Source organism: Rhodococcoides kyotonense (assembly GCF_001645385.1).
Classification (GTDB): Bacteria; Actinomycetota; Actinomycetes; order Mycobacteriales; family Mycobacteriaceae; genus Rhodococcoides; species Rhodococcoides kyotonensis_B.
Window position 1 is genome coordinate 344,202 of sequence record NZ_LVHI01000012.1, and the last position, 13,260, is coordinate 357,461.

Genomic DNA, 13,260 nt, shown 5'->3' on the forward strand with positions numbered 1-13,260 from the left:
GTGCCCGGAGGCTTCATCGCCCACCCGGAACCTATGTGGTCTATCTCACCGGTACGCGGCATGTGTCCCAGGTCTCATCGAGCGCGCCGTCGAGCCGAAAGCAGCGCCGCCACAACGAGAATCACGCAGCCGAGGGCTCCGGCGACGACACCTGGACCGACCGTCGGGTCCGTCGCACGCCCGGAAGTCAGCGGCCAGCCCACCACGTAGACGACGACGGCCGCCGACCCGCCCGCCAGAAGCGCGGCACCGCGCGCAGGCCTCGAACGGGCAGCGACGACGGCCGCAACCACCACTGTCACCGCGAGAGCCATCTGGCCCCACACGTCCCAACCCCACGGGATTTCGGTCACCGTGGCTGCGGTGACGTCGGAGCCGCTGTAGAGCGGGAGCGCGAGACCGATCGCGGCGACGACGGCACCGAGCAAGGCAACCGCGCCGACGACGCGGTCTCCCGTCGTGTCGGACGTGTCGACGTCGTCACGCTCCGCGCTTCCCGCCAGGAGCGTCGCGGAACCGCACACCACGGCCGCGACGACGGCGACAATGATCGCCAGCCCGCCGGATCCGATCGCGATGCCGTCGATGTCCGTTGCGAGCACGACGGCCTGCAGTACGCCGGCGCCCGTCATCACGACGGACACGCTCAGCACACCCGTTGCAGGGCGGACCGTTGCCGCGAACAGCGAGAAGAACAGCGGCACCGACGCGACGACGAGAACGAACCCGGCGATGACGGCGGTGCGGGTCGCGAGGATCGTCGGTGTCGGCAGACCGTCGGGAACGACGAGAACAGCTAGCAGCCCACCTGCGATCGACGCCACGCCGGACACGACACCGGCCACACCTGCGACGACGTGCCACCGCGTCGACGACAGATGTCCGTCGTCGAGCCCCGACCGACGGACGCGATCGGACCCTGCCCGACGCTCACGCGCGGCTGCCACCGGCCATGCCGTGACCCCGGCGGCGAGAAGGACGACGGCAGCGGCCGTCCCCGCGACGGAGCCCGGGGACACCTCGATCCCGGGGCCGGACGCCAGACCGGCGAGCAGCCGCGACCCGGTCAGACCGATCAGTGCCGCACCCGCACCGAACAACGCGCCCGACGCGACGACGGGCGAGATCGATGCCAGTGCCGACGCCGCGACGACGAGGACTGCCAATGCGGCGAGAGCCGAGCCGACGGCCGTCGTCCACGGCGACTCGACGACCGCAGGCACGAGCACGATCGAATCGGTCGAGACGAACGGCGGAACGAACAGGGCCCCCGCGCCGATCACGGCCGCCACCACGGCCACCGTCGACAGCAGACCGCCGACGCGTGCGGCGGCGGCGCGCCCGGTCAGGTCCGGGCTGGCCGACTGGCCGTACCCGTCGCTCAGCGATGCTCGACCGACCGCGATCCAGCCGAGCAGGCCGGCAAGCACTGCGAGTGCGTGCGACGCCACCACCACATAGGCGCCTGCGCTCGGCTCGAGCACCGCTGCGGTGATCGGGCGGAACAGCTCCAGCCGGTTCGCGTCGATCGGATCCAGGAGCAGGCCGAGATCGAGAACGGTCAGTCCGACGGCCACCGCCCCGTATCCCGCCGTCACGGCTCCGGCCAGTGCAGGACTGCGAACGACCGCCAGCCAGGCGCCGACGGCGACGACCGCGAGAGGGACGGACGCCACCAGACTCGCGCCGACGAGGCCGCCCGTCGGGCCATCACCCGACGTCGCACTCACGGGGTCGAGAACGACGACGGCGAGCGCGAGACTCGCTGCGATCGACGCGACCGCCGCGGCCGCGATCGCGGGAGGGCGAGCGCCCTTGTCGTCCTGTGCCCTGCCCTCGATCACTCGAGGGGAAGCCTTGTCGGACCGGTGGATCTGAGATGAGGACGCCACACGACAGACGCTATCGTTCGTCGCCCCGGGAACACGTGATGCGCTCGTCGTGTTTCGACAACGGAATCGGGGGTACTCCCGCGTTGTCGGAGACCCCAGGGCGTCTCCGCGTTTCGCCTGTTCGCGTTGTGAGCCATCTCACATATCCGACCGCGGGGCCCGTAAAACTTGCGCCGCTTGCAATCGTTTCGTTACCGTCTGCCGAGTCTTAAGTCACGAGCAGATCACGAAACGGAGGCCGCAGGTCTTGTCGCAACACCGCGCGTCCTTCACCGCAAGCCGATTCGTCAAGCCGGCAGCGGTTACCGACAGCGCACCTGCCGTCTACTCGCCCGACACCGTGTTTACCGAGGACACCGTGTACACCCGGGACACCAGCTGGGGCTCCGAGGCCGAGAACCTCGAGTCGAGCCGGTACGACTACTTCGCCAGCAGCTACGGCGCAGCCAAGACCTATCACGACTCCGAGCTGCATGTGTCCGAGATGGACGACGCAGCCGACGACTCCGTGACCGAAACCATCGAGGCCGTCGCCCGCCGAGGCGGAGCGCACCGCATTCCGACGCCTCCCACCGCACTCAAGGGCCGCGCAGCGGTTCTCGCCGTTGCCGCCGGTGCCGTTGTCGCAGCGGGCCAGGCCGTCGTCGATCACGAACCCGCCGCCGCCAGCTCGTCCGAGGAGGTTGCGCTCGCAGCCGGAGCGGCTCCCGCAGCCCCCGGCATCGCCGCGACGACCACCCCCGAGGCCGCCGACTACGCAACGGACACTGCTGCGGCTTCGCCGTCGTCGGCCCCGCAGATCCTGAACGTCGCGAACCCGGTCGATCTCAGCCAGTTCAACGACCTGCTCGCCAAGGGCCAGCGCTTCAGCGAAGAACGCGCCGCCCGCGAAGCAGCGGCACGACGCCCGCTGTTCGTCCTCCCGGCGGTCGGAACCTACACATCCAACTTCGGCATCCGCTGGGGCGTCCTCCACGCCGGTGTCGACATCGCGAACGCCATCGGTACACCGATCCTCGCCGTCGCCGACGGCAAAGTCATCGACGCCGGTCCTGCATCCGGGTTCGGCATGTGGGTTCGTCTGCAGCACGCCGACGGCACCATCACGGTGTACGGCCACATCGACAGCGCCAACGTCACCGTCGGCCAGGAAGTCATGGCAGGCGACCAGATCGCGCGCATGGGTAACCGCGGTTTTTCCACCGGACCTCACCTGCACTTCGAGGTGCACCTGCCCGGCGAAAACAAGATCGACCCGCTGCCCTGGCTGGCATCCCGCGGCATCAGCCTCGGTCCCGAGCAGGACTGAGTTCAGTCGGCGTCGTACGCCTTCTCTGGCCCCTGGTTTTTCTGACCGAATGTGACATTCGGTCACCTTTGGCGGAGCGAGGGCCTCATCCGGTCACTCAGAGTGACCCAGGGCGTCATTCGCTCCCCCCGCGCTCCTCGCCCGACCGAGGGCGTCATTCGCTCACTCAGAGTGACCCAGGGCGTCATTCGCTCACTCCGCGCCCCGCGCCCGACCGAGGGGGCCATCCGGTCACTCAGAGTGACCAAAGGACGCCCTCGGTCACCTTCGGCGACGTTTCGCCACTCGGCACCCCAGGATCGCGGAGCTACAGCTTGGTCATCGGCACGCCACCGATGAGCATCATCTTGACGCGACCGGACGTGCCGAAGTCGACGAGCACCATCGCCGAGGTACCGCTTCCGGTGGACTCGAGGACCGTTCCGAGGCCGTACTTGTCGTGGTTGACGCGATCGCCGACGGCCAGCACCAGCGTGTTGTTCTTGGGTCGGGGCGCACCGAAGCTGGGGGTCGACGGCCGATCGCCGAACCCACCGCCGCCGAAGCCGCCACCGCCGAAGCCCCCACCGAATCCGGATCGCGGCCGTCCACCGCCGATCGCGCGGCCGGAGATACCCGGGTCCTCACGCTTCCAGTTGATCAAGGACTGCGGAATCTCCTGCAGGAAGCGCGATTCGGGGTTGTTGATCGGCTGACCCCATGCCGACCGCATGATCGCGCGCGTCACGTACAACCGATGGCGCGCCCGAGTGATGCCGACGTACGCAAGCCTGCGTTCCTCGGACAATTCGTGCGGATCGCCGAGTGCCCGCATGTGCGGGAACTGACCGTCCTCCCACCCCGTCACGAAGACGACCGGAAATTCGAGACCCTTCGCGGTGTGCAGCGTCATCAGCGTGACGACACCTGTGCCGGAGTCCGGAATCTGGTCGGTATCGGCGACCAAGGACACTCGTTCGAGGAAGGCCGCGAGCGAACCGGGCTCGGGTAGACCCTCGTCGTCGGCATCCTCGTCGACGACGTCATCGGTGTCGAGCTCCGCCTCGACGGCCGCCAGGTTTCGCGCCTCCGACGTGAATTCCCGTGCGACGCTGACCAATTCGTTGAGGTTGTCGAGACGCGCGCCGTCCTGTGGATCACTGCTGCCTTCGAGTTCGGCGCGGTAGCCCGTCCGATCGAGCACGGCTTCGACGACGTCACCGATGTCGGCGATGTCGTTGCCGTCACCGTCCGTGGTGCCGAGTACGTCACGCAGTTCGTCGAGCAGATCGAGGAACTGACCGATCAACTTCTGCGCACGCGAGTTGAGCAGCGCAACCTTGCCGTCGGCCGCGTCGCGCAGAGCCCGAGCGAAGCTGATGTCGCGCTGCTCGGCATGCACGGCCACGCACGCCTCGGCGCGATCGCCGATTCCGCGCTTGGGCACATTGAGAATGCGACGCATACTGACGGTGTCGTCTTCGTTGGACAACACACGCAGGTAGGCGACGATGTCGCGAATCTCCTTGCGCTCGTAGAACCGAACGCCGCCGACGACCTTGTACGGCAGCCCGAGGCGGATGAAGATCTCTTCGAGCGCACGGGAGGAATTGTTGGTGCGATAGAAGACCGCGACCTCGTCGTAGCGGACGCCTTCGCCGTCGACCAGCCGATCGATTTCCGACGCGACGAACGACGCCTCGTCGTGCTCGTTGTCCGCGACGTAGCCGACGATCAGCTCGCCCTCGCCGGAGTCGGTCCACAGCCGCTTCTCGCGCCTGCCCGCGTTACGCGAGATGACGGAGTTGGCCGCCGACAGAATGTTCTGCGTCGACCGGTAATTCTGCTCGAGCAGGATGGTGCGCGCATCGGGATAGTCGCGCTCGAACTCCTCGATATTGCGAATCGTCGCGCCACGGAACGCGTAGATGGACTGATCGGCGTCACCGACGACACACAGCTCCCCCGGCTCGACGGTGCCCTCGAGTGCCCCGTCGGAATCCTCACGGCCCACGAGCTCACGCACGAGCATGTACTGAGCGTGGTTGGTGTCCTGGTACTCGTCGACGAGCACATGGCGGAACCGTCGACGGTAGTACTCGGCGACCTGTGGAAAGGCCTGAAGCAGCCCGACGGTCTCGCCGATCAGGTCGTCGAAGTCCATGGCATTCGCGGCGCGGAGGCGCTGCTGATAGTGACCGTAGACGCGCGCGATGAGCTTCGGCAGCTCCACGGTCTCCTTCTCCGCGTCCGCCGCGGCGTCCTCGGGGCCGATGAGCTCGTTCTTCAGGTTGGAGATGTGCGTGGCCAACAACCGCGCCGAGAACTTCTTCGTGTCGATCTGCAGATCCTTGGAGATCATCGTCAGCAGGCGACGCGAGTCGTCGGCGTCGTAGATCGAGAAGTTCGAGTTCAGACCCGGCAGCAACGATGCCTGGCTGCGCAGGATGCGGACGCAGCTGGAGTGGAACGTCGACACCCACATGCTGTTGGCGCGTGGACCGACGAGACCTGCAACACGTTCACGCATCTCGGCGGCAGCCTTGTTGGTGAACGTGATGGCCAGTACCTGCCCGGGAGAGACGCCCCGCTCGGCCAGAAGGTAGGCGATGCGACGCGTCAGGACGGCCGTCTTACCCGAGCCTGCACCTGCGACGATGAGCAACGGCGATCCAGAATGCACCACGGCCTCGCGCTGCTGGGGATTCAGCCCCTCCAACAGCGCTTCCGACTTGCTCTTACCTGGCACTGGGACAACCTGAAGATTCGTGTTCATCGCGCATCCAGATTACCGGTGGGGACCGACAGGACGTCATCGCCGAGGACGTCGCACGAACAGCCGACTTTTCACGGGCGGCATCCGAGTGGCAAACTGGATCGGTGATCGAAACAGCCGTCCGTCGCCGCCTCCTGCCGTCGGTCGATCTACCAGCGACGAGACAAGGGGATTGTCGGTAGCAGTGCGCGCCCCGAGGTCCTCTTTTCGACGAGGGTCCGGGGTTTCTTCATGTAATTGCCGACATTCCGACCCACGCACCCGCGTAACGGTGACGAACAAGCCAACGATCCACGAAGTGACAATAGGAGAGAAAATGGCATCCACCACGCAGAGCGACTCCGAATCCACGTTGCCGTCGACCGAGGCAGAGATCGACGATCTCCGCCAGGAGATCGACCGCCTGGACGCCGAGATCCTGGCCGCCATCCAGCGCCGCACCGAGGTCTCGCAGTTGATCGGCCGCACCCGCATGGCTTCGGGTGGTCCTCGCATGGTCCACAGCCGTGAGATGAAGGTTCTCGACCGCTTCAGCGCCCTCGGCCAGGAAGGGCACACGCTTGCAATGCTTCTTCTCCGCCTCGGCCGCGGACGTCTCGGCCGCTAGACACCCGGGCCGCTGGACGCCGGGCCCTGTACGTCCGGTAGCTGACAACCTCGACGCTCGTTGTGCACGGCAACCCGTGCACAACGAGCGTTTCGGTCAGCTCAGAGCGATGTACTTGGTCTCCAGGTACTCCTCGATCCCCTCGCTTCCCCCTTCGCGACCGAAGCCGGAAGCCTTCACACCACCGAACGGCGCCGCCGCGTCCGAGATGACTCCGCGGTTGACGCCCACCATGCCGCTGTCGATGGCGTCGGCGACCCGTAGCGCTCGATCGAGCCCCTGCGTGTAGATGTACGACGCGAGACCGAATTCCGTGTCGTTCGCGGCCGCGATTCCTTCTTCCTCGGTGTCGAATCCGACGATCGGTGCGACGGGTCCGAAGACCTCTTCCTTCAGAATTCGTGCTTTCGCAGGAACGTCGGTGAGAACGGTCGCGGGATAGAAGTAGCCGTCACCGCCTGCGGCCTCGCCGCCCAGCGCCACCGTCGCACCGGCGTTCACGGCGTCGTCCACGAGTTCCTGGACCTTGCTCAGCTGGTCGGCGTTGATCAGCGGCCCGAGCTTGGTGTCGGGATCGATGCCGGGTCCGAGCGTGAACGTCTTCATCTTCTCGACGAGTTTCGCCGTGAATTCTTCGCGAACGCTGTTGGCGACGTGGAAACGGTTCGCAGCGGTGCACGCCTCGCCGCCGTTGCGCAGCTTGGCGAGAATCGCACCGTCGACGGCCGCGTCGATGTCCGCGTCGTCGAACACGACGAACGGCGCATTGCCGCCGAGCTCCATCGACGTCCGCAACAAGCTGCCCGCAGACTGTTCGACGAGCTTGCGACCCACCTCCGTCGAGCCGGTGAACGTCAGCTTCCGCAGCCGCGGATCCTCCAACAAGGGTGCGCTGACCGCGCTGGACTTCGACGTCGTCAGCACGGACAGGACACCCTCGGGCAGTCCTGCCTCGGCGAACAGCTGCGCGAGCAACAGCATGGTCAGGGGCGTCTCGCTCGCGGGCTTGACGATGATCGTCGATCCCGACGCCAGCGCAGGTCCGATCTTCCGAGTCCCCATCGCGAGCGGGAAGTTCCACGGTGTGATGGCGAGAACCGGCCCGACGGGCACCTTGGTGACCAGGATGCGTCCGTTGCCCGCAGGCGCCGGGGTGTAGCGGCCGTCGACGCGAACGGCCTCTTCCGCAAACCATCGGAAGAATTCGGCACCGTACTTGACCTCGGCCTTCGATTCGGCAAGAGCCTTACCCATCTCGAGCGTCATGACGGCCGCGATGTCGTCGGCGCGTGCCGTGATCTTCTCGAAGACCGCGCGCAGAATCTCACCGCGCTCACGAGCGGGAGTCTTGCCCCAGGACTTCTGGGCGCCGGCGGCCGCGTCGAGCGCCTTGATCGCGTCGCCCGCACTGGCGTCGGCGACCCGGGTGAGAGGCTTGCCGGTAGCAGGATCCTTGACCTCGAACGTCGCACCGTTCTCGGCATCGACCGCGAGGCCGCCGATCCACAATTTCGCAGGAATCGATTCGATGAGCTTGGAGGTGTGCATCCCTTCAGTCTGCCCTTGCTGTCTGCACAGCAAACGAGAAGGCGCGCACTCGGGCCGTCCGCCCACTAGGGTTTGTCGATATGAGCAGTGACATCACGGGCACCGAGGCCTGGACGAACCTGAAGGCGCATCACTCCTCCATCGGCGAGACCGACCTGCGAACTCTGTTCGCCGACGACCCGGATCGCGGCCGCGAGTTCACCTTGACCGCGGGCGATCTGCACATCGACTACAGCAAGCACCGGATCGACCGCGAGACCGTGTCTCTTCTCGTCGAACTCGCCCGCGCAGCCGACATCGAAGGCCGTCGCGACGCGATGTTCGCGGGCGAGCACATCAACACCTCCGAGGATCGGGCAGTTCTGCACACCGCGCTTCGCCTTCCCGCCGACGCTCAGCTGGAAGTCGACGGACAGAACGTCGTCGCCGATGTTCACGAAGTCCTCACGCGAATGGGAGAATTCACCGATCGCGTCCGCTCCGGCGAATGGGTCGGCGCGACGGGCAAGAAGATCGAGACCGTCGTCAACATCGGTATCGGTGGCAGCGACCTCGGACCCGTCATGGTCTATCAGGCACTGCGCCACTACGCCGACGCAGGCATCTCGGCGAAATTCGTGTCCAACGTCGACCCTGCCGATCTCGTCGGGGCGCTCGACGGACTCGACCCGGCGACGACGTTGTTCATCATCGCGTCGAAGACCTTCTCGACTCTCGAAACGCTCACCAACGCAACAGCTGCGCGACGCTGGCTCGTCGACTCGCTCGGCGAGGACGCCGTCGCCAAGCATTTCGTGGCGGTGTCGACCAACGCGGAACGCGTCGCCGATTTCGGTATCGACACCGACAACATGTTCGGATTCTGGGACTGGGTCGGCGGACGATACTCGGTCGACTCGGCGATCGGCCTGTCGGTCATGGCGGTCATCGGAAAGGAGGCGTTCGGAGAATTCCTGGACGGCTTCCACCGCGTCGACGAGCATTTCCGAACCGCTCCCCTTGCCGAGAACGCGCCGGTGCTGCTCGGCCTCATCGGACTCTGGTACAACAACTTCTTCGGCGCGGAAACCCGTGCAGTGCTGCCGTATTCGAACGATCTCGCACGCTTCCCGGCGTATCTGCAGCAGCTGACGATGGAGTCCAACGGCAAGTCCGTCAAAGCCGACGGATCGCCCGTGACGACGTCGACCGGCGAAATCTTCTGGGGTGAGCCGGGAACCAACGGTCAGCACGCGTTCTACCAGTTGCTGCACCAGGGAACACGACTGATCCCGGCCGACTTCATCGGGTTCGCCGAGCCCACCGACGATCTCCCGACGCGCGACGGCAGCGGCAGCATGCACGACCTGCTGATGAGCAACTACTTCGCGCAGACCAAGGTGCTCGCATTCGGCAAGACCGCGGACGAGATCGCCGCGGAAGGAACGCCGTCGGATGTGGTGCAGCACAAGGTGATGCCGGGCAACCGTCCGTCGACGTCGATTCTCGCGCCGAAGTTGACGCCGTCGGTCGTCGGCCAGCTCATCGCACTGTACGAACACCAGGTGTTCGTCGAGGGCATGGTGTGGGGCGTCGACCCGTTCGACCAGTGGGGCGTCGAACTCGGCAAGACGCAGGCACTGGAACTGACACCGGTCTTGACCGACGCCGAAGCACCTGCAGCGCAATCCGACTCGTCCACCGACGCGTTGGTCCGGTGGTACCGGGATCAGCGGGGTCGAGCGAAGTAGCTACGGCGGCGGCGAAATTTACCCTCCTGTTGTGCGGTTTCGAGGCCCATAGCCACACAATAGGAGGGTAAATTTCGGTCGTGGGGGATCCGTCCGGCGTCGGTGCGCGTCCAACCGAGTATGGATTTCGACGGCCTGTTCTCCCGCGCCGACGCGCTCGCTTCCGGGATGTCCGACGGGCAGTTGCTCAGAGCTCGCCGACGTGGCGAGGTGTTGACGATTCGGCCGGGCGCCTATGTGACGTCCGAGCACTTCGGAACATTGGACTCGGAGCAACAACACCTGATGTTGGCCCGAGCCATAGCCCTCGACAGTCCCGTCGTTCTGAGCCACCAGTCTGCGGCTATCGCCTGGGGCATCGATGTGTGGGGGCTACCGCTCGCGCAGGTGCACACGACGAACGGCCGCAGCATCACGGCCAGGAGCAGTCGTCGATGGAGGGTGCACGGTACTGCCCTCGATCCCGACGAGCACACCTCCCGCGACGGAGTGGGGCTGACGACACCGGCGCGAACCGTCGTCGACATCGCGCGATCCACCGACTTCGAACATGCTGTGTGCGTGGGTGATTCAGCTTTGCGACGCGGGCTCGTCACGATCGGAGAACTGCAGGAATCGGTAGTGCGGGCCAAGCATCGCACGGGCGTGCAGAATGCGGTCGACGCGGTAGCCGCGATGACCGACCGCAGCGACAGCGTCGGCGAAACACGGAGTCGACTCATCCTCGTCGACGCAGGATTCGTTCCGCTACTCAATCCATCTCTGTACGACGACGGCGGCGCCTTCCTCGGCCGCGTCGACTTCTTGCTCGGACCTCCGCCGGTCGTGCTCGAGTTCGACGGCGTCGGCAAGTACGGGGCAAGCGCCGTCGAGATCCGTGCAACCGCGCTGGCTGAGAAATATCGCGAGGATCGGATCCGCGCGGTCGGCTATCCGTTCGCACGATGGGGCTGGGACGACCTTTCCCGGCCTGCCGTCATCGTGGACCGGGTCCGGCGGGCGCTCGAATTGGCGAGCCGTGCGCCAGCGCCGACTGGTTGTATCCGTAACAACCCGATGCCGCGCTGACCAGATTTACCCTCCTGTTGTGCGGTTTTCGACCCCGAACCCACACAATAGGAGGGTAAATTTGCCGCGCGGGAGCAGTCCGCGCGGGAGCAGTCCGCTCGGGAGCAGCCCCGCTTACACCCTCGCCAACACCGCTGCGGTATCCACCCCCGTCGGCAAGGTGCCGAAGGCCCCGCCCCAGTCTTCTGCCAACCTGCTGGCGCAGAAGGCGTCGGCAACCGCGGGATCTCCGTGACGCACGAGCAGGGACCCCTGCAGCACGAGGGCCATCGACTCGACGACGCGTCGGGCGCGGTATTCGATGTCGGACCGGTCGGCCAGCTCCTTGCCGACGCGGGCGATGGCGTCGTCGAGTCGAGAGTCCGCGCCTGCTGCGAGGCCGACCTCGGTGAAATACGCCTCGACGGTGTCGGGCTGCTTGGCCAAAGCGCGTAGGGAGTCAAGTGCCGCGACGTTGCCCGATCCTTCCCAGATGGACATGAGCGGCGACTCCCGGTACAGCCGGGGCATGCCCGATTCCTCGACGTAGCCGTTGCCGCCGAGACATTCGAGCGCCTCGGCCGCGTGCGACGGCGCCCGCTTGCACACCCAGTACTTGGTGACGGCCAACGCGATTCGACGCAGTTCGGCTTCCTGCGTGTCACCCGAGGCGGCACGGTCGGTCGCCCCGGCCAACCGCATCATCACGGTCGTTGCCGCTTCGGATTCGATGATCAAGTCCGACAACACGTTCCGCATCAGTGGCTGATCGACCAATGCCGCACCGAACGCCTCGCGATGCCGAGCGTGGTGCACCGCCCGCATCGTCCCCGCACGAATACCGGCCGCCGAGCCGATGACGCAGTCGAGCCGCGTCATGTTCACCATCTCGATGATGGTCGGGACGCCGCGTCCTTCCTCGCCGACGAGCCATCCCGTCGCACCCTGGTATTCGATCTCGCTCGACGCGTTGGACTTGTTCCCCAGTTTGTCCTTGAGTCGTTGCAGTGCAATGCGATTGAGCGAACCGTCGGGAAGGACGCGGGGCAGCAGGAAGCACGACAGCCCTCCGGGTGCCTGCGCGAGCGTCAGGAACATGTCGGACATCGGGGCAGACGTGAACCACTTGTGCCCGACGATCGAAAAGGTCCCGTCCGAGGACGGCACCGCCGTGGTCGTGTTCGCGCGTACGTCGGAGCCACCCTGCTTCTCCGTCATCGACATCCCTGCGATGAGGCCTCGCTTCTCCGTCGGCACGCGGAGTCCGAAGTCGTAGTGCGTCGACGCCAACAACGGCTCGTACAACGCCGCCAGTTCCGAATTGTGCCGCAGCGCAGGCACTGCCGCGTACGTCATCGAGATCGGGCACATGTGTCCGGCGTCGGCCTGGCCCCACGCGTAGAACTTCGCGGCCCGTGCGACGTGGGCGCCGGAACGGTCGCATTGCCACGGGGTGGCATGCAAACCGCCCGCGACAGCCACCGACATCAGGTTGTGCCAGTGCGGATGGAACTCGACCTCGTCGATGCGGTTGCCGTAACGGTCGTGTGTGTGAAGCACGGGTGGATGCTCGTTGGCCAGTCGGCCCCACTCCTGTGCCTCGACACTGCCGGCCAGATCGCCGAGCTCGCGGAGATCGTCGTACGCCCACTGCGCTCCCTCGCGCGCGAGACCTTCGAGCAGCGAGAAGTCGTCGGACGTGTCGTAGGGCAGTAGATCCGGGACCTGATTGAAGACGCTGTGCGTGGCGGGGAATGTCATGGACGAACTCCTAACGAGCGGAGGGCGAATGCGACGAGATCGGGGACGACGTCCGGGCCCGGCGGTCGATCCGGACTCAGCGGCCCCACCAGAACTTCGCCGACGGCACCGACGAGTGCGGCCGCCGCCAGCTGTGCGTTCTGTTCGGGCACGTCACCCGCGGCGATGCCCGCGGTGATCGCGCCGGCGATGGCGTCGGTGAAGCTTCGGCGGAAGACAAGCCGTTCGGCGTCGACGGCGGCATCCACGGGTTCGGCGAGCAGCGCGTAGGCCATGGTCCGGTTCTTCATCGCGCGGCCGGCGAACGTCTCGACGATGGCCGTGACCCGCTCGACGACGGTGCCGCGCGCACCCGCGTCGGCGACGGCCTGCACCTCGCGGCCGCATACTTCACGGAAGATCGCGACGACCAGATCGGACTTGTTCTCGAAATGGGTGTAGACACTCCCCGCCGAGACACCGGCCGCTGCGGCGACGGAAGCGATGGACAGACCCTTGTAGCCCTGCGTCGACAGCACCTCGACGGCGGACGCGAACAGCTTCTCTCTGCCGGCGTCGAGCCTGGCTTGCACGGACTCCGTGCGGCGGTACGGCATGTCAAGGATTGAAGC

9 protein-coding genes are annotated in these 13,260 nt (G+C 66.2%); 4 read left to right on the forward strand and 5 right to left on the reverse strand.

Translation table 11 applies throughout. The features are described from left to right. Positions 1 to 74 precede the first annotated feature (74 nt). The gene (locus tag A3K89_RS09655) at positions 75 to 1,892 is read right to left on the reverse strand and encodes a hypothetical protein (protein WP_254303479.1); all 1,818 of its coding nucleotides are present in this window, start codon (positions 1,890 to 1,892) and stop codon (positions 75 to 77) included. A 247-nt stretch (positions 1,893 to 2,139) separates the two neighbouring features. Here A3K89_RS09655 and A3K89_RS09660 point away from each other — a divergent pair, with 247 nt between their 5' ends. Further along, on the forward strand, positions 2,140 to 3,201 hold the full coding sequence (locus tag A3K89_RS09660) for a M23 family metallopeptidase (protein WP_068424540.1): 1,062 nt from the start codon (positions 2,140 to 2,142) through the stop codon (positions 3,199 to 3,201). Positions 3,202 to 3,508: 307 nt separating this feature from the next. Here A3K89_RS09660 and pcrA read toward each other — a convergent pair whose 3' ends face one another. Then, complete coding sequence (gene pcrA / locus A3K89_RS09665; protein ID WP_068424543.1) at positions 3,509 to 5,956, reverse strand: DNA helicase PcrA; 2,448 nt, start codon at positions 5,954 to 5,956, stop codon at positions 3,509 to 3,511. 316 nt (positions 5,957 to 6,272) lie between these two features. Here pcrA and A3K89_RS09670 point away from each other — a divergent pair, with 316 nt between their 5' ends. Continuing rightward, entirely contained in the window at positions 6,273 to 6,563 is a 291-nt protein-coding gene (locus A3K89_RS09670; RefSeq protein WP_068424545.1) for a chorismate mutase, read from the forward strand. A 96-nt stretch (positions 6,564 to 6,659) separates the two neighbouring features. On the opposite strand, the gene A3K89_RS09675 is transcribed toward A3K89_RS09670, so the two are convergent. After that, complete coding sequence (locus tag A3K89_RS09675) at positions 6,660 to 8,111, reverse strand: NAD-dependent succinate-semialdehyde dehydrogenase (protein ID WP_068424547.1); 1,452 nt, start codon at positions 8,109 to 8,111, stop codon at positions 6,660 to 6,662. Between the two features lie 80 nt (positions 8,112 to 8,191). Between A3K89_RS09675 and pgi the strand changes: the two genes are divergently transcribed. After that, positions 8,192 to 9,841 (forward strand): glucose-6-phosphate isomerase, encoded by a 1,650-nt coding sequence (gene pgi / locus A3K89_RS09680; RefSeq protein WP_068424550.1) that lies wholly within the window; start codon positions 8,192 to 8,194, stop codon positions 9,839 to 9,841. Between the two features lie 102 nt (positions 9,842 to 9,943). Next, positions 9,944 to 10,909 carry a type IV toxin-antitoxin system AbiEi family antitoxin domain-containing protein gene (locus tag A3K89_RS09685; RefSeq protein WP_254303480.1) on the forward strand — a complete coding sequence of 322 codons (966 nt, stop codon included), beginning with the start codon at positions 9,944 to 9,946 and terminating at the stop codon, positions 10,907 to 10,909. Positions 10,910 to 11,023: 114 nt separating this feature from the next. Here A3K89_RS09685 and A3K89_RS09690 read toward each other — a convergent pair whose 3' ends face one another. Continuing rightward, the gene (locus tag A3K89_RS09690) at positions 11,024 to 12,649 is read right to left on the reverse strand and encodes an acyl-CoA dehydrogenase family protein (RefSeq protein ID WP_068424554.1); all 1,626 of its coding nucleotides are present in this window, start codon (positions 12,647 to 12,649) and stop codon (positions 11,024 to 11,026) included. Then, complete coding sequence (locus A3K89_RS09695; protein WP_068424557.1) at positions 12,646 to 13,245, reverse strand: TetR/AcrR family transcriptional regulator; 600 nt, start codon at positions 13,243 to 13,245, stop codon at positions 12,646 to 12,648. Before A3K89_RS09695 ends, A3K89_RS09690 begins: the two co-directional genes overlap by 4 nt. Between the last annotated feature and the right edge of the window lie 15 nt (positions 13,246 to 13,260).